Origin of the sequence: Campylobacter sp. BCW_6889, from assembly GCF_001762535.1 — a bacterium.
Taxonomy (GTDB): domain Bacteria; phylum Campylobacterota; class Campylobacteria; order Campylobacterales; family Campylobacteraceae; genus Campylobacter_D; species Campylobacter_D jejuni.
In genome coordinates, this window is sequence record NZ_MJWZ01000069.1 from 1 (window position 1) to 15,077 (window position 15,077).

General features: G+C 25.3%; 26 protein-coding genes. All 26 read left to right on the forward strand.

Annotated features, from left to right (window positions below):
- Positions 1-305: hypothetical protein (locus AJ939_RS07345; protein ID WP_186820913.1), on the forward strand; the 305-nt coding region annotated here is incomplete at its 5' end.
- A gap of 1,262 nt (positions 306-1,567) precedes the next feature.
- Entirely contained in the window at positions 1,568-2,482 is a 915-nt protein-coding gene (locus AJ939_RS07350; protein WP_070283402.1) for a ParM/StbA family protein, read from the forward strand.
- Positions 2,483-2,499: 17 nt separating this feature from the next.
- Positions 2,500-3,003, forward strand: a complete 504-nt coding sequence (locus AJ939_RS07355; protein WP_070283403.1) for a hypothetical protein — start codon at positions 2,500-2,502, stop codon at positions 3,001-3,003.
- A complete protein-coding gene (locus tag AJ939_RS07360; RefSeq protein ID WP_070283404.1) occupies positions 2,987-3,208 on the forward strand; it encodes a hypothetical protein in 222 nt (73 codons plus the stop codon). The genes AJ939_RS07355 and AJ939_RS07360 overlap by 17 nt, the downstream gene beginning before the upstream one ends.
- A 54-nt stretch (positions 3,209-3,262) precedes the next feature.
- Positions 3,263-3,544 (forward strand): hypothetical protein, encoded by a 282-nt coding sequence (locus tag AJ939_RS07365; RefSeq protein ID WP_070283405.1) that lies wholly within the window; start codon positions 3,263-3,265, stop codon positions 3,542-3,544.
- A complete protein-coding gene (locus AJ939_RS07370) occupies positions 3,525-3,908 on the forward strand; it encodes a YopX family protein (protein ID WP_070283406.1) in 384 nt (127 codons plus the stop codon). Before AJ939_RS07365 ends, AJ939_RS07370 begins: the two co-directional genes overlap by 20 nt.
- Positions 3,905-4,465 (forward strand): hypothetical protein, encoded by a 561-nt coding sequence (locus AJ939_RS07375; RefSeq protein WP_070275216.1) that lies wholly within the window; start codon positions 3,905-3,907, stop codon positions 4,463-4,465. Before AJ939_RS07370 ends, AJ939_RS07375 begins: the two co-directional genes overlap by 4 nt.
- Before the next feature lie 12 nt (positions 4,466-4,477).
- On the forward strand, positions 4,478-5,143 hold the full coding sequence (locus tag AJ939_RS07380; RefSeq protein ID WP_070283407.1) for a hypothetical protein: 666 nt from the start codon (positions 4,478-4,480) through the stop codon (positions 5,141-5,143).
- A gap of 190 nt (positions 5,144-5,333) precedes the next feature.
- Positions 5,334-5,684 (forward strand): hypothetical protein, encoded by a 351-nt coding sequence (locus AJ939_RS07390; RefSeq protein ID WP_070283408.1) that lies wholly within the window; start codon positions 5,334-5,336, stop codon positions 5,682-5,684.
- Between the two features lie 183 nt (positions 5,685-5,867).
- On the forward strand, positions 5,868-6,308 hold the full coding sequence (locus AJ939_RS07395) for a YopX family protein (RefSeq protein WP_070283409.1): 441 nt from the start codon (positions 5,868-5,870) through the stop codon (positions 6,306-6,308).
- Entirely contained in the window at positions 6,305-6,796 is a 492-nt protein-coding gene (locus tag AJ939_RS07400; protein ID WP_070283410.1) for a hypothetical protein, read from the forward strand. The genes AJ939_RS07395 and AJ939_RS07400 overlap by 4 nt, the downstream gene beginning before the upstream one ends.
- Complete coding sequence (locus AJ939_RS10940) at positions 6,793-6,948, forward strand: hypothetical protein (protein WP_186820916.1); 156 nt, start codon at positions 6,793-6,795, stop codon at positions 6,946-6,948. The genes AJ939_RS07400 and AJ939_RS10940 overlap by 4 nt, the downstream gene beginning before the upstream one ends.
- Entirely contained in the window at positions 6,941-7,174 is a 234-nt protein-coding gene (locus AJ939_RS07405; protein WP_070283411.1) for a hypothetical protein, read from the forward strand. Before AJ939_RS10940 ends, AJ939_RS07405 begins: the two co-directional genes overlap by 8 nt.
- Positions 7,175-7,205: 31 nt before the next feature.
- Positions 7,206-7,685 (forward strand): hypothetical protein, encoded by a 480-nt coding sequence (locus tag AJ939_RS07410; protein ID WP_070283412.1) that lies wholly within the window; start codon positions 7,206-7,208, stop codon positions 7,683-7,685.
- A complete protein-coding gene (locus tag AJ939_RS07415) occupies positions 7,682-7,900 on the forward strand; it encodes a hypothetical protein (RefSeq protein ID WP_070273888.1) in 219 nt (72 codons plus the stop codon). Before AJ939_RS07410 ends, AJ939_RS07415 begins: the two co-directional genes overlap by 4 nt.
- Positions 7,901-7,970: 70 nt before the next feature.
- Complete coding sequence (locus AJ939_RS07420; protein WP_261666735.1) at positions 7,971-8,570, forward strand: hypothetical protein; 600 nt, start codon at positions 7,971-7,973, stop codon at positions 8,568-8,570.
- 351 nt (positions 8,571-8,921) lie between these two features.
- Positions 8,922-9,572 (forward strand): DNA/RNA non-specific endonuclease, encoded by a 651-nt coding sequence (locus tag AJ939_RS07425; RefSeq protein WP_042971654.1) that lies wholly within the window; start codon positions 8,922-8,924, stop codon positions 9,570-9,572.
- 179 nt (positions 9,573-9,751) lie between these two features.
- Entirely contained in the window at positions 9,752-9,970 is a 219-nt protein-coding gene (locus AJ939_RS07430) for a hypothetical protein (protein WP_002801018.1), read from the forward strand.
- A gap of 8 nt (positions 9,971-9,978) precedes the next feature.
- On the forward strand, positions 9,979-10,503 hold the full coding sequence (locus AJ939_RS07435) for a hypothetical protein (RefSeq protein ID WP_070283413.1): 525 nt from the start codon (positions 9,979-9,981) through the stop codon (positions 10,501-10,503).
- Positions 10,500-10,967 carry a hypothetical protein gene (locus AJ939_RS07440; RefSeq protein WP_070283414.1) on the forward strand — a complete coding sequence of 156 codons (468 nt, stop codon included), beginning with the start codon at positions 10,500-10,502 and terminating at the stop codon, positions 10,965-10,967. Before AJ939_RS07435 ends, AJ939_RS07440 begins: the two co-directional genes overlap by 4 nt.
- A 20-nt stretch (positions 10,968-10,987) precedes the next feature.
- Positions 10,988-11,422 carry a hypothetical protein gene (locus AJ939_RS07445; protein WP_070275208.1) on the forward strand — a complete coding sequence of 145 codons (435 nt, stop codon included), beginning with the start codon at positions 10,988-10,990 and terminating at the stop codon, positions 11,420-11,422.
- The gene (locus AJ939_RS07450) at positions 11,409-11,837 is read left to right on the forward strand and encodes a hypothetical protein (protein WP_070283415.1); all 429 of its coding nucleotides are present in this window, start codon (positions 11,409-11,411) and stop codon (positions 11,835-11,837) included. Before AJ939_RS07445 ends, AJ939_RS07450 begins: the two co-directional genes overlap by 14 nt.
- Positions 11,838-11,857: 20 nt before the next feature.
- Complete coding sequence (locus AJ939_RS07455) at positions 11,858-12,250, forward strand: hypothetical protein (RefSeq protein WP_070283416.1); 393 nt, start codon at positions 11,858-11,860, stop codon at positions 12,248-12,250.
- 436 nt (positions 12,251-12,686) lie between these two features.
- Positions 12,687-13,085: a hypothetical protein gene (locus tag AJ939_RS10945; protein ID WP_171831880.1), complete on the forward strand. Its 399-nt coding sequence runs from the start codon at positions 12,687-12,689 to the stop codon at positions 13,083-13,085.
- 112 nt (positions 13,086-13,197) lie between these two features.
- Entirely contained in the window at positions 13,198-14,202 is a 1,005-nt protein-coding gene (locus tag AJ939_RS07465) for a toxic anion resistance protein (RefSeq protein ID WP_052804590.1), read from the forward strand.
- Positions 14,203-14,216: 14 nt separating this feature from the next.
- Complete coding sequence (locus tag AJ939_RS07470; protein ID WP_070283417.1) at positions 14,217-15,062, forward strand: BspA family leucine-rich repeat surface protein; 846 nt, start codon at positions 14,217-14,219, stop codon at positions 15,060-15,062.
- Positions 15,063-15,077: the final 15 nt, after the last annotated feature.

Below are 15,077 nucleotides of genomic sequence, written 5' to 3' on the forward strand. Positions count from 1 at the left end.
TAACTAGCTGTCTAGCATTCATACTCTCAATCTATGGCAAAACAGATGAAAACAAAAGCAAAATGACACCTGCTGTTATAGCTTATATCAAAAAAACAAAAAACACTTTTATTGCCAAACTAAAAAGAGTTAAAAACCATGAGAGCATTATCGATTTACAAGCCAAATACCCAAAGCTTGATATAGTTTCAGCCTATCAATTCCTAACCCTCAAAGATAAATTCAAAATTACCAAATCAGAAATCCAAGATTTTGAAACACTAATCGATATTCTTTCAAAAAACGCCCAAAAATCAAAAAAATAACCCTAAAACGATAAAAACATTAAAAAAATCATTTTAGCCTTTTAAAGGCTAATTCTGTCATTTTAAACCCTATATCCATTCAAGATACCCACTTGCAATCAAAAAAAACACAAAAAAACCTACAAAAATCGCAACACAAAACAAAAACCACAGCCCATTTCAAAACTGCAAAGCATTTTTGAAAATTCGCAAGAACTTCTAAAATAAGCCCTAGCTCTCATATTATCGCTATAAATCAAGCACAATCAAAAATACACGCCATGAAGAAAATTTTGCAGTTTTTAGCTCTAAAGTCTATTTTTGCCAAAAATCTTACACAATAACTCGATTATCAACAATGCTTAAAAACCTACAAAATAGATATTTTAAAAGCTTTTTACAAATCGCAAAATGTCGGTAAAACATTGATGATTACTTGCCCGCAATAATAAGCTTTAAATGCCTATATTTGGGCTATATTATTGCATTATGCCCATTGGCTCAACTTTTTACATTTTTTTCAAAAAAAGCAAAAGAACCTAAAAATAAGGGTTTTAACATAATAAGCCCTAAATATTGATATTTTATTTTTTATTACACTTTTTAGTATATTTTTTCAACAATAAAAATTAAATTAATATTAAAAACCCTATAAAATAGTATTTTAAATAAACTCTTTTTTGTAGTTAAGTTGTAATAAAGTTGCACTCAAGTTGTAATAAAAATAACATTAACTACATATTAACTACACTTTTACTTCAAAAAACATGCAAATTTTCACATTTTTGTAGTTAAAGTGTAGTGAAAGTGTAATAAAGTTGAACTCAAATTGTAGTTAAGTTGAAAATAATTGTAATAAAGTTGCACTCAAGTTGTAGTTAAGTTGTAGTTAAGTTGTAGTTAAGTTGTAGTTAAGTTGTAAATAAAGTGCAGTTTATCAAGTAGCGTTTTTTTGCACTCAAGTTGTAATAAAAGTGTAGTGAAGTTGTAGTTAAGTTGTAAATAAAGTGCAGTTTATCAAGTAGCGTTTTTTTGCACTCAAGTTGTAATAAAAGTGTAGTGAAGTTGTAGTTAAGTTGCACTCAAGTTGTAGTTAAGTTGTAGTTAAGTTGTAAATAAAGTGTGATTTATTTCAAAAAAAAGTGTAATTAAGTTGTTTTTTATGTTTATTTTATGTTTCTTTTTATACAATTATATTATATATTTATTACAAAATTTAAAAAATATGTAATATAATTATATATAAGATAAAAAACAATTTTTTACCAAAAAAGGAGTAAATAATGTCAACACAAAAAATTGCCATTGATATAGGATATGGAGATACAAAAGTATTTTTCAATGGAAAAACTTTAAAATTTCCATCAGCTGTTTCTGAGGTGAGACAAGCTCAAGTAGATTTATCTGAAACAAAAACAGATATATATACCTATAATGGAACTCAATATAGAGTAGGGGAAAAAGCAATTACAAATGCTATAGCAACTAGGGGTTTTAATTTTTTAAATAAATACTCTCCTTTGTTAGTTTTTCATGCTCTTAATCAAGCAGAAGCAGATTTATCACAACCTATTGAAATAGCAACAGGGCTTTCTATTTTAAATTATCATAGCGCAAATGATTTTAAAGAAGTGATAGAAAATTTTACAATTAATAAAATTCATCTTGAACCAAGTGTATTTTTATTTGCACAAGGGCAGGGTATATTTTTAGAATATCCAAATCATGAAGATAGTCTTGTGGGTGTGATTGATATTGGCTACAACACTTTAGACTTTTTGGTTTTTGAAGATAAAGAACCAAGATCAGATCTTTGTTTTGCAAATCAAGGCGGAGCAAATCGTATTATAGTAGATTTACAAAAAATATTAACAAGAGAGTTTAGAGTAGATTTTAGTGAGCAAGAAGCTAAGAAAGTATTCTTAAATAAGGAAGTTAAAATCGCTGGTAAAGTAATTGATTTTAAAGATGAAATTAAATCCATGACTGAAAGATATATTGATTTTGTATTAGATGAATTTGCTAATAAGTGTGGTGATTTGATGGTGCGTTCTGATGGTGTTATTATAGGCGGAGGCGGCGCTTATTTCTTAGATCAAGAATATATAAAAGAAACGCACCCAAATATTATTTTAGCGCCTAGTCCGCATGAATTTTCAAATGTTAGAGGTTATTATAAAGGCGCTTTTGAAAACTAATATATAGGAGATAAATAATGTTTTCTTTAATACTTGATATAAATATTGATTATTTTATTATTATTTTGTCTTTAATGGCTTTAGCGAGCTTAGTGATATTCATGACAAAACGGTATAGTGAAAATATAAACTTTAAAACCACATTAGTTTTGATATACTTAGTGTTGTTTATTTGGTTTTTTGTAAGTTATAAGCTTTATAACTTTTTTTCTTATGAAACAAATAGCGCCAAAAAAGAAGCTGTTCAAAACTATATACAAACTATAGAAAACAAAATCGATCCAAGATTTAAAGATAAAATCAAAGAACAATTTAGTTCTATACCCAATACTTTTGGTTTTAATTTATGCTATGAGAATAATTATACAGGTAAAACTTGCTTAAACTATCTTTTTTATTTTGAAAACAAGATTAAAAATGAAGTTAAAAAAGCTAGGGAAGAGTTTGTTAAAGCTAGAGATATTAACAATAATATCAATGATAAATTCAACAAAGGAGAAGAAAATGAATCAAGAAATTAAAAATGTAGAAGTCCCAATGAATGAAAATGCTTATAAAAAATGGCAAAGAGTTCCAAAAGACATGCAAGAAAAAGCTATTGAAGCTGCTCTTACAATGTTATGGAGAGATGAAGTATTTTTCTATACTTTTTTTAATGGACACATTGAAGAAGGCGAGAATAGAATAGAAGCAAAGCGTGAAGAAAAAGTTGAATTTCCTTATTAGGATATTCAACGCATGAATCACTTTAGGCACATATTATAATACAGAAGAGAATATATGAAAACTTTTAATACTGATGATTATATTGCGATTGTAAAAATCATACCATTTAGTGAAAGAAGAAGTTGTTTTTGCGATTTTGCAAAACAGAATGAAATAAAAATTGAGAAGATAAATTGGAAAAATTACATAAACAAAGAAGATCTTAAAAAAGTTTATGCAATTTATAAAAACAAACCACATGAAAGAAATTTCTTTCATGAAAAAAAGCTTATTGTTAAAGCTTTTGAAGATGTTGAAAAATTTTTAAGGAGCGAGAATGAAATTAAAAGATTTTGATTTTAGGATTTGGGATAAACATCACAAGGGTTGTGGCAATAAGGATTGCAAATGCCAAACAAAATATGTTTATGGTGAAGAAGCCAAAACAAGGTTGTCCGAGTTTAAAGAAGATTGTGAAATAGAGCTTTTCACTGGACTTTATGATAAGAACGGAAATAAGATTTATGAAGGGGATATTGTTAAAACTAAAAGTCCATACGATTGCTTTTTGGCAAAAGTTAGCATTCATAAAGAAGGGACTTTTTATCTTGAGAGTAAAAGTAGAGATTACATAGGCTCTTTAATTTATTTAGTTAAAGATGAAGGATATGATACCGAAATAATAGGCAATATCCACGAAAACAAGGAGTTATTAAAATGAAAACTTTAAAAGAAAAAATAGAAGTTATGGAAGCTTTCAAAAACGGTAAACAAGTTCAGGTTAAAGATACAAATTCTGATTGGCATGATGTAAAGGAACCACAATGGAATTGGTTATCTTGTGATTATAGGGTTAAGCCTAGAGAAGAATTAAAATATAGCTTAACACAAGGGGATTATTATGTCTGTGTTAATAAAAGCAATAAGTATTACTATGGAAAAGTTTATAAATTCGTAGAATCTAAATTAGAAACTAAACAATATCTTTTTAGAAGCGTTGATACATTACATTGCGAAAAGTTTTGTAGGGAATATATACTTGAAGAAGATTTAAAAGATTTTATGAATATTTTAGATGATAGGATTTTTTGGTTTTGGGAGGTTAAAGTTGAAGATGAAGAAAATATAAAAGTTACACTTAGACGATTAAATTATAATGATATGAAAGAAAATGAAGACTCTTATAAAATAGAATATGCAAGACCTATATATTCTTTAGGTTTTATCTTAAGAGATAAAAAAGGCAATTTAGACTTAGACGGATTTTTTAAAGTATAAGGATAATAAAAAATGACAGAAATACAATTTAACGAAATTAAAGAAAAATTGACACAATGGAGACAAGAAAGACATTTAACCTATGAAAATCAGCAAGCAGAATTTTTGGGTAATGTTTTTGAAAAAGTAAGCGAGTATTTTAGAGCAAAAGATGATTTAGAAAGAGTTGAAGCACTTTGTGACATAGCAGTGTTTTGTTTTAACGTTTTTGATACTATAGATTTTGATTATTACTACGAATTTAGAAGCAGTAATGAGAATATAGAAATATATAAACTTACTGATGCGATTAGTGAAGTTTGTTACAGAGAAATTAAAAAAATATATGCAAAATCATATATACCTTTAATTATATCTTATTGTCAATATCTTTGTAAAAACTTAGGTTTTGACTTCTATAAATGTATGCTAGAAAAAATTAAAGAGATTGAAAGTCGTACAGGGTTTTATGATGAGAGATTAAATAGATTTGTCGAAAAAATAGGAGCTTATTGTGAAAGAGAGGCTTTTGATTTAGCAATTAATGATTTTAAATTAACAAATGTACCAAATAAATATTTTTTAGACAAAGAAGGCAGTGATTTTTGGTGTATAAGAATCGAAGATAATAATGGAGATTACGAAGATTATTATATTAGAAAATGGTATAAAGCTGATTATAAAAGTTACAGGTTATAAAATGTTAAATATCATCTTAGTTTTACTTTTTATATTATTTTTCATTCTGATGTTTTTTAACTATAAATATCAAAAAGCACAAGTTGAGCTTTTAGAACAAAACAAAAAAAACATTAGAATTAAATATTAAAATCTTGGAATTAAATATTAAAAAAATTGAGCTTTTAGAAAAAAGAATTAAGGAGAAACAATGAAAGATAATGAAAATAAATCAACAAGAGTAACTTTTTTTATAAATGATGAAAAAGTTGCTTCGATTTTAGAGCAATTACCGAAGGGCGTTAGGAGTATGTTTATCGAACAAGCCATTTTAGAATATTCTTCAAAAAAACCTAAAGTAGAATTCTTTTTTCATGGAATTACCAAGACAAGAAGAATAAATAAGGTAAAACAGCAAGATAAAAACTCTAAAGAGAATAATTTACAATCTAAAATTTCAAAAGAAAACAATGTTCAAACTAATATAAATGAGCCTAAAAATGATAATAAGGCTCAGAAAAAAAGCGGTGGAATGATGTTCAATTTTAGCCGCAAAGAGTAATACCAATTTCATTTGCCCTAAGTCCAAAGCTTAAAGTAAAATAAAAATAAAAAATTTTATTTAGCGGATTTAATATAAAAATATATATATTACACTAATATTTAAGCATAAAATAAGTGTTAATGATATATACTCTTTAAAGACAAAAAAGACAATTGCTAATGAAACTAACAAGGAGAAACAATGAGACTACAAGATTTTGATTTTAGAATTTGGAATAATAATTCTAAAACATATGAAGCGGAAACTATAGTAGAGTCGTTAGGCTTTATAACTGGCGTACTTAATCAATTAAGCTATGAAAAACCTACTATAGATTATGAAATAGAATTATTTACAGGACTTTATGATAAAAATGGTAAAAAGATCTATGAAGGTGATATTGTATCTTACATAACATTTCAAGGAACAACTCTTTTTTATTTTGTAACTATAAACAAGGATATTAATATCTTTGAGATATTTAGAATAGCTAATTTAGAAAAGTTTGAGCTATATAATACAACTGAAAGCGATAGATTTTCATTGTATTTATTCTCAAAAATTAATGATATGAAAGATATCGAAGTCATTGGAAATATACACAATAAAGCGGAGTTATTAGAAGTTAAGGAGTTAAAATGAGTTTTTATTATGATATATTAAATGCAGGTTTTTTTTATTTTGTATCCATTGTCACAGGTTTAACAATAATATTAACGATGGTTTTATTCTTAATGCTAAATAAGTTTTTTTCAGTAAAATTATTTGAATTCAATATCAAAAAAGAAATAATTAAAGCAATAATAATTTTCTTAGGAGGTATAAATATTATTGTTTTTATAGCCATTTTTATTTCTCAAGCCAGAATACCTAATCAAGCTTATATCTATAAATTAAAAAAAGAAAATATAGTTATAAAACCTTATGATTTTTTATATAGCAATTATAATACTTTAGGTTTTGGAATTTGTGAAAATGATAATTATACAGGTGAAACTTGCTTAAACTATCTTAAATATTTTGAAGAAATAGAAAAAAGGAAAGCATTAAAAACAGAAAAACAAAAAAAATCTTATGACGAAAAACAAAAAATTATAGAAGAGAATATCAATAAATTGGAGAAACAATGAGACTACAAGATTTTGATTTTAGGATTTGGGATAAACATCACAAGGGTTGTGGCAATAAGGATTGCAAATGCCAAACAAAATATGTTTATGGTGAAGAAGCCAAAACAAGGTTGTCCGAGTTTAATCAGAATAAAAGGAGAAAAAATGAATAACAAAAGAAAAGTTAGGGAATATGCGGAGAAATATATGTCTTATGTCTTATTTATTTGTATAAGTTCTTGTTTCGTTGCTTTAATGCTAAGTGCGGTCATTGATAGTGATTTTTACTCACTTTTTATTATTTTATTTTTAACAACTACGGTTAGTCCTCTTATTTGTATCGGGTTGTTTACATTAATAGAAAAATTGATAAAAATAATAAAAAAAGAAAAACAATGAAAATTGCATAAAAAATAAGGTGAGAACAATAATGCTTGATTATGAAAAATTTCAAACAATGAGTAAAGAAGAATATTTTAAAAAATATAATGTCGGAATTAGGTTTTTGTTTGGGTGCGATCTCAATCAAAAAAATGAAACTGAGATGATAAGTCTTAGAGTTTTTTTGCCAAAGAAGCACTTTCAAGAATACAAAAACATTGATATTTTTAAAACAATGGACTTGTTTAAAGAAACGCTATTGTTTAAAGGATTAACAGAACAAAGCATTAAGATTGATTTTGAAAAAAGAGAAATTGTAATGCCTGATTTTTTTATTAAACACGATATAGAAATCATTCCTTATTTTACGCAAGGTGGCGAAAAAGAAGAAGAATTAAGCAAAGAGAAATTTTTTGAACTTTTAAAGCAAAACAAGATTAAAGAATTAAACTATTTATGCTTTTTATTTTTCGGCTCTTTTTGTAAAGAAGAGTATGAGTATTTTTATAATCAGGAGTTACTAAAATGAAAATATTAGATTTATTTAAAGTCAAGGCTTATTATTTTTGTAGTTATAAGGCAAATAAAGAGGATAAAATTATAACAGGCAGTTGTTTAGTAGATTATAGTAGATATTTTTGGAAAAAAACAGATTTTGAAGTTGTTTATCATCTTATTTCTAATCAAATAAAAAAAGATTTAAAAGCTACTGGTATTTATTTCACGCAATTTCATAAATTATAAATCGGAGAATTAAAATGAATTATGAAGCATTAACCATTAAGCCAAAAGCTTTTGGGACAATTTTTGGATTATGTTTATTGGCAATGTTTTTTTAATGGTTACTTTTCTATGGATACCTATAGGTATTTATATAAAAAATTTTCTACCTAGCTACTTGTCTTTATTTTATGTAGTTGTTAGTCTTTTTGCTTTTGGTGTTTTGGTGAAAATTTTTAGCTTATTTGTTACAATATTTTTTGTAAAAGATAAAATGAACAAATTAAGAAGCATAAATGAATCGTTGTCATCTTTATTATTATCATCTTTAATAGGAATTGTTTTTACAGCTTTTCAGTCATTTTTTTCATTAGAACTATTTTTAAATGATAAACCTTATAATCCTGATAACATGATCTCGGTTGCATTATTTAGCTTAGGCAATTATTTTGTTGAAAATTCATATTTTTATTATTTATTGGGAGCTTCTTTGATAGCTTTTTTGTTTTTTAAGTTTTATTTGCTAAGAAATAAAATAGTATTAGAATTAGAAACAAAAGAAACTACAGAAACTACATTCTCGGAAAAGGAAAAATTCTATCTTAGTCTATTAGCTTGTGTAATATTGATATTTGTTACTGTAGGGACATTTTTTATGTTATTTTGGTTTTTAGTTCTATTGATAAATAAATAATTATATAAAGGAGAAACAATGAAAAAACTTACATAGGAAAAATCAATGACAAATCAAAAAATTATAACTAAAAGACATTAATCTAAATCAAAGGAGTAGCATGACAGAAGAGAAAGAAAATAAAGGAAGTTATAGCCTACAGATTAAAATTCCAAATGAATTAAAAGATAAATTAGAAAAAAAGCAGAAAAAGCTGGGGTATCTTTAAATCAGTATATAATGTATCTTTTTATTGATGATATAAAAGAGAAATGCAATTAGTTTTATTTTTCTCATTTTTGAGAAAAATAAAACTAAACTTTTCAACAAATTTATTGAAAAGTCTTAAATAAGAAACATAAAGGAGAAATAATGAAAAAACTTATGATTTTACCATTGCTAGTAACTCTAGCCTTAGCTGATTATACTCAATACAAACCAAGCGAAGATTTTGCTAAGTATTTTACTAAGCAAAGTTGTTCACAAGTTTTAGATAAGTTTTATTATCTAAATTGCTATGATTATAATTATAAAGGCACAAAAGCCGTAGCTTATAGATTAGAAGCAGATAATCTAAAAGGCGAACAAATCAAAAAACGCCCACGATTTGAAGATGATACAAATATACCTAAAAAATACCGCACTACATGGAGTGATTATAAAAATAGCGGTTATGACAGAGGACACACTCTTTCTAATGCTTCCATGAGAAAAACAACTCAAGCTCAAAGAAGCACTTTTTTAATGAGTAATATTACTCCACAAAATCCACAAATCAATCAAAGAGTTTGGAATAAAATTGAAAAAAGAGAAAGACAAGTAGCTTTAAAGCTTGGAAGTTTAGAAGTTTTAAATTTAGTTAATTATGATAACAATCCACAAAGAATAAGAAATCAAATTGCTATTCCAAGCTCTTACACTAAGATTTTAAAAGGTGATAATTTTAAAGAATGTTACCAAGTGCCAAATCATGAAGTAGAAGATGAGAGTATAAGATCTTATCAGATCAAGTGTCAATTCTAACACTCCACAAATATCAACCATGAAGCCCCTAGAAAATAGGGGAGATTTTCTACAATAATCTTAAATATAAATCCAAAGTTTAGTGTATTTAATATAAAAATATATTTAATACACTAATATTTAAGCATAAAATAAGTGTTAATAGTGTATGCTACATTAATAAAAATCAAGGAGTAAAAATGAAATTAGAAATAAATATAAGTGCAAACGATATCAAAGAAATTCATGTAGAAGATGTTGTTTATTTATATGAAAAATTAAATCAAGAACAACAAGATTTATTTCTTGGGTTAATTAATGCCACTAAAAATATGGGTGAAAATAAAACCATTAAAATTTTAAAAACTCACTTTAGTGGTTTAGTAAAAGATTTTATCCAAGAAATAAATAAAAAATAGGAAAAAAAGTGAAGCTAAAAATAGATAGCACAGGTTTAATATTACTTTTTATGATATTAATATCTTTAATTTTTATAAATATAGAATACTTAATAAAACCTATATACAATGAATTCTATAGAATATTTCTTACAACATTGATATGGATACTTTTATCCATATTAACTGAAACTAAGGATAAGAAATTTATTAAAGTTTTTTATAACTTAAAAGGTATTATCAATTCAATACTAATTTCATTTGTGATAGCAATAATCTTATCATATTTTATGGAATTTAATGATTCCTTTGGTAGTACTTCATATACTGTATTTATTGTAGTAATGAATTCAACAATGCTTGTAATAATAGTTAATTTTAATAGAATATTAATCATTTGTGAAAAAGATTCTTATGTTATCAAGCGTTCTAATGATATAAATATTGAAAGTTACATTCAAAAGCAAAATAATAAAATACTAATAATTGATAATACTCAGGATGATTTATTTCGTATTTCTATATCAGATTGGAGAAATCAGGAGTTAAAATGAACTTATTAAATTTTATTTTAGGTATAAGTGGATATGGTGATTTTGTTTTTATTTTATTCATATCTATGATTATTTATGCAATTGCTTTTTTAATTATTATTCTTTTATTTAATGTAATTTTTGAGTTATTTAAGTTTTCCGAAAAAAATACAAATATTATAAATAATAAATTAATATTTTTATTTTTTTTATCGTATTCTTGTTTTGGCATTGCATTTGCTTTGATTTTTATTGTTTTATTTGGAGAAGCTAATAAATCTTATATTGAAAAAATTAATAAAAAATATAATATCAATTTAGAGGCTATACAATCAATAGGCTTTGGAGTTTGCAATAATAGCGATTATAAAAGTCAAACCTGCAAAAACTATCTTAGATATTTTGAAAATTCTTTAGAACGATCAATAGCTCAAATTAAAAAAGAAGAGATTGAAAAAATATCACACGGAAAAAGTAAAAAATAAATTTTATTAAAGGAGTTCGTATGGAAAATAAAAAATTTATTTTAGCCTATATTATTTATATAGGCATTATTGCTTTTATTATTTTTTTTGGAAAAGATTTTCTAAATTTAACATTTTTAATATTTGAAAATTTATGGAACTTTTTTTCAGCGATAGAGGATGTTTATTATTATACAGGCATTGTTTTATTTTGTAGCCTAGCCTTTGTTTGTGTAACATTAATATGTTTAGAAAATAAAATAGTTGGCATTTTAATATTTTTATTAATTGCTACTCCATTGCTTTTTTTATTTTTTTATTATTCTGACGCTAATTTTAGTCTCAATTATTTTAGAAAACTTTGCGACTTGCAATTTTTTCCTATTAAATTTATTATACTTATTGTTATATTTTCTTGTTTTGTAACAGCAGTAATAGTTCATTTTACAGGATTAAATACCGATGAAAATCAATAAAATAATTTGGACTTGTATTAATTGTCAAAAGATTAATGATACAAGCTTAGGAAGTTTAAAAAGTTTAGAAAAAACAGAACAAATATTGACTTCTTTTAATGAAGAAGTAATCTTGCTTGCAAAATGTAAAAAATGTAAGAAAAATAATGAATTGCTTATGAAGTTTAAAATAATAGGATTAAGTCAGTTCCAAGATGAAAATAAGAGTAAAAGAACACTTAATATGGTTAAAATTAACAAAGAAAGAGCCAAGAATAAAAAGGAGAAAATTTTTTCCCTTTTAAGCGGATTGTTTTTAGATAGTTATAAAGATGAAAAAGGAAATTTTGATATAGAAAAAATAGCTTTACACGCAAAAGTAAATATAAAAACTGCAAAAAAATATATTTTAGAGTATGAAAAAATCATTGACTGAAAATATAAAAAGGAGTGAAAATGTATGAAAAAACAATGAAAGAAGTTTTAAGCGATATTTGGAATAGAGCTTTTGCCAAAAAAATAGGATTTAACGAAAAACACTTTAGTTTTACTTATAATAAAAATAAAGAAACTTTTCTAGTTATTATGCGTCTTGAATATACTATAAGCGATTGCGATTTATTTATTAATGAAATAAGTTATGAAATAACTAATGAAAAATTAGGAGGTCGTATAGTAAGATATGGTCGAATTTCAAAATTTAAAGGATTTTCACAAGAAAAAAGTTTTTATAATAAAACTAGAAAAGAGATTAATAGTACTATAGCAATTTATATGGATAAAGAAAGTTTTAAAAATTATTTACCATATCACTTTTTAAACGCTTATTATAAGAAGGAACCAAAATGAACTTATTAGGTAAATTAAAAAAAGAACAAATTTATTTTTTAGGATTGTTTTCGTTAGTTTTGATGTTAATATCTAATATTTTTAATATTGACATTTTGTGGGGTATTTCCTTATGTTTTCTTATAATTATTTCTTTGGCTTTAATTAAAAAAGATAAGAATTATAAGGAGTAAAAAATGATTAAAAATATGGATATATTAATTAATATTTTGACTAATTTAAGTTTTTTGCTACTTGTAAATATCATATTTATATTTATATATGATGCAATTGATAAAGAGATATAAAAGGCTTTAATTTCATTGGGAATGCTTTATCTTTCACTTTTATAGCTGTATTATCAATTATGGCTGCAATAGGTTCAATAATGTTTTTAGGGCTTTATACTTATAGATTAGAGAATTTCTAATTAATTATTAAAACTAAAGGAATAAAAATGGAAATATTATTAACAATAATACCGCGAGTATTTTATGAAGAAATGATTACAAGCTCACTTATTTTATATTTTACGGCAGCTATTTATCTTGCAACATTATCTATTTTGTTTATGTATTATAAGGAAAAAAATAATATTCCTCATCAGGCAGTTATGCTAGGGACTTTTATTTTTTGCATTATTTTTAATGGATCAATAATTTATGTTATTTGCTCTTTTATTTTTCAATATTACACAACAGAAATGCCGTGTTTATTTTTATGGAAAATTTTTATATTTATAATGGTTATTTCTTATGTTTTGATTTTTTTACTATTTCCACAATCTTGCTTTGGTGGATTAATTATAGTAATCTTTACAGCTTTTGGTAATCTCATTTTTATTCCTCTATCATAATAAAAAATATTTTAGTGTATTTAATATATAATTATATCTAATACACTAATATTTAAGCATAAAATAAGTATTAATAATATACACTACAACAAACAAAATTCAAGGAGAGAAAATGAGTTCAACTCAGCAATATGAAGCAATGAATGAAAAAGTAATGGTATTATTAAAAAAAGATAGCGAAAAAAGCTCTGCTGTATCTGCAAGTCCGTTAATTAAAATTTCTATGGATCAACTTAAAAATACAGATAATGGAGAAGTCTATAAAAAGCTTGACGAGCTTCAAGTTTTAATTGACAATGTAAGCCCATATAGGAATAAATCTGTTTTTGGCAAAGCAGGGGTTATCCCAAAAATTTTATCCAAAGCTTTTAAAATCAACCATCTTTCGAGATATATTGATAAATTCGAAAATTCATCTAAGTTAATTGATAATATTATTCTTTATTTAAATAAAAGTAAAGAAGAGCTTGAAAATGACAATAAAGCACTAAAATTAGAAATTGAAGGCATGGCAATTAAACGCAATGAACTTAAAAATTTAATTGAAGAATTGTCTCAAGCACAACAAGAATGCGATGAATATTTGTCTATTAATAAAAAAGATGAATTTGAAATAAATAGATTTAAAAGTGATACCTATTTTCCTTTATTGCAGAAAATGACTGATGTAAAGCAAAGAGTAATGGTAATGGAACAATCAGTGATTGCATTTACAACTCTCATTGCAAACAATAGAGAGCTTATCGTTTCTTTAGATAGAGCAAAAGAAGTCACAGTTGAAGCCTTAGGGGTCGCTATCTTGATGGCTCAATCATTGTCAGAACAAGAAAGAATATTAAATAGCGTAAATGGTTTAAATAGAGTAACTTCTGATTTGATTAAACAAACTTCTACACAACTTAAAAATCAAGGTGCAAGTATTCAAATGCAAGCCTCATCAGCAATGCTTGATATGCAAGCTTTAGAAACTTCTTTTAAAGAATGTTTGGAAAGTTTTGAGAAGATTAAAGACTTTAGAATTAAGGCTACAGATGATATTAAAAAGCACTTGCAAAATTTTGACAAATTAATGGATGAAATTAATTCTAAAAATATGTTAATCAATCATGTTAAATAAAAACGGAAAGAATTATGTTTGAATTAAGCAATGAGCTTGCTCTTTCTTTTGAAAAGATAGGGCTTTATTTTTTTATTTTTATCATCTCTATTCAAACACTATTTATCTTTTGGAGTTTTACAACAAGTTTTGATTTTTGTAAAAAATATTGGAAAGAATCTATTACATTCGGATTAAAAACATTAATGGTAGAGAAATTTAAAAAAGATAAGGTTATCACAGTAGTTTCTCAAAATCCAAAAATTCTAATTATAGATAATACTATGGAAGATTTACTTGTATTAAAAAAGGAAAGTTTTATTGTTGAAGAAGTAAAAATCATAAAAAAATGCAAATACACGCCTAAAACCAAAGAAGAGCTTCAAGCTCTAGTTAAAGATGAAAGTATTTATCTAGGTGATATTGATACAAGCGAGATCACCGATATGAGTTATTTATTTACTGGATCCACTCGTACCAATTTTTCAGGTATTGAAAAATGGAATACAGGTAAAGTAAAAACCATGCGTAGTATGTTTGAATGTAATAAATTTTTTAATGAAGATATTGGAGCTTGGGATGTAGGTGATGTTAGAGATATGGCTTGGATGTTTTTGAATTGTCCAAACTTCAATCAAAATATATCTGAGTGGGATGTTAAAAAAGTTGAAACTATGAGTGGAATGTTTTGGAATTGTGAAAGTTTTAACCAAAATATACGCAAATGGAATATAAAAAAGGTTTGGGATATGAGTTATATGTTTAAATATTGTAAATTATTCAATCAGGATTTAAGCTCATGGAATACAAAAAGGATACGCACCTATAATATGTTTAGTAGATGCCCTATAGATGACTCAAATAAACCTAAATATATATAAATACAAAGGAGTAAA

Excerpts from the sequence above, each read along its gene's own strand:
- AJ939_RS07350 (WP_070283402.1), top strand. The coding sequence starts at position 1,568 with ATGTCAACACAAAAAATTGCCATTGATATAGGATATGGAGATACAAAA.
- AJ939_RS07355 (WP_070283403.1), top strand. The coding sequence starts at position 2,500 with ATGTTTTCTTTAATACTTGATATAAATATTGATTATTTTATTATTATT.
- AJ939_RS07360 (WP_070283404.1), top strand. The coding sequence starts at position 2,987 with ATGAATCAAGAAATTAAAAATGTAGAAGTCCCAATGAATGAAAATGCT.
- AJ939_RS07365 (WP_070283405.1), top strand. The coding sequence starts at position 3,263 with ATGAAAACTTTTAATACTGATGATTATATTGCGATTGTAAAAATCATA.
- AJ939_RS07370 (WP_070283406.1), top strand. The coding sequence starts at position 3,525 with ATGAAATTAAAAGATTTTGATTTTAGGATTTGGGATAAACATCACAAG.
- AJ939_RS07375 (WP_070275216.1), top strand. The coding sequence starts at position 3,905 with ATGAAAACTTTAAAAGAAAAAATAGAAGTTATGGAAGCTTTCAAAAAC.
- AJ939_RS07380 (WP_070283407.1), top strand. The coding sequence starts at position 4,478 with ATGACAGAAATACAATTTAACGAAATTAAAGAAAAATTGACACAATGG.
- AJ939_RS07390 (WP_070283408.1), top strand. The coding sequence starts at position 5,334 with ATGAAAGATAATGAAAATAAATCAACAAGAGTAACTTTTTTTATAAAT.
- AJ939_RS07395 (WP_070283409.1), top strand. The coding sequence starts at position 5,868 with ATGAGACTACAAGATTTTGATTTTAGAATTTGGAATAATAATTCTAAA.
- AJ939_RS07400 (WP_070283410.1), top strand. The coding sequence starts at position 6,305 with ATGAGTTTTTATTATGATATATTAAATGCAGGTTTTTTTTATTTTGTA.
- AJ939_RS10940 (WP_186820916.1), top strand. The coding sequence starts at position 6,793 with ATGAGACTACAAGATTTTGATTTTAGGATTTGGGATAAACATCACAAG.
- AJ939_RS07405 (WP_070283411.1), top strand. The coding sequence starts at position 6,941 with ATGAATAACAAAAGAAAAGTTAGGGAATATGCGGAGAAATATATGTCT.
- AJ939_RS07410 (WP_070283412.1), top strand. The coding sequence starts at position 7,206 with ATGCTTGATTATGAAAAATTTCAAACAATGAGTAAAGAAGAATATTTT.
- AJ939_RS07415 (WP_070273888.1), top strand. The coding sequence starts at position 7,682 with ATGAAAATATTAGATTTATTTAAAGTCAAGGCTTATTATTTTTGTAGT.
- AJ939_RS07420 (WP_261666735.1), top strand. The coding sequence starts at position 7,971 with ATGTTTATTGGCAATGTTTTTTTAATGGTTACTTTTCTATGGATACCT.
- AJ939_RS07425 (WP_042971654.1), top strand. The coding sequence starts at position 8,922 with ATGAAAAAACTTATGATTTTACCATTGCTAGTAACTCTAGCCTTAGCT.
- AJ939_RS07430 (WP_002801018.1), top strand. The coding sequence starts at position 9,752 with ATGAAATTAGAAATAAATATAAGTGCAAACGATATCAAAGAAATTCAT.
- AJ939_RS07440 (WP_070283414.1), top strand. The coding sequence starts at position 10,500 with ATGAACTTATTAAATTTTATTTTAGGTATAAGTGGATATGGTGATTTT.
- AJ939_RS07445 (WP_070275208.1), top strand. The coding sequence starts at position 10,988 with ATGGAAAATAAAAAATTTATTTTAGCCTATATTATTTATATAGGCATT.
- AJ939_RS07450 (WP_070283415.1), top strand. The coding sequence starts at position 11,409 with ATGAAAATCAATAAAATAATTTGGACTTGTATTAATTGTCAAAAGATT.
- AJ939_RS07455 (WP_070283416.1), top strand. The coding sequence starts at position 11,858 with ATGTATGAAAAAACAATGAAAGAAGTTTTAAGCGATATTTGGAATAGA.
- AJ939_RS10945 (WP_171831880.1), top strand. The coding sequence starts at position 12,687 with ATGGAAATATTATTAACAATAATACCGCGAGTATTTTATGAAGAAATG.
- AJ939_RS07465 (WP_052804590.1), top strand. The coding sequence starts at position 13,198 with ATGAGTTCAACTCAGCAATATGAAGCAATGAATGAAAAAGTAATGGTA.
- AJ939_RS07470 (WP_070283417.1), top strand. The coding sequence starts at position 14,217 with ATGTTTGAATTAAGCAATGAGCTTGCTCTTTCTTTTGAAAAGATAGGG.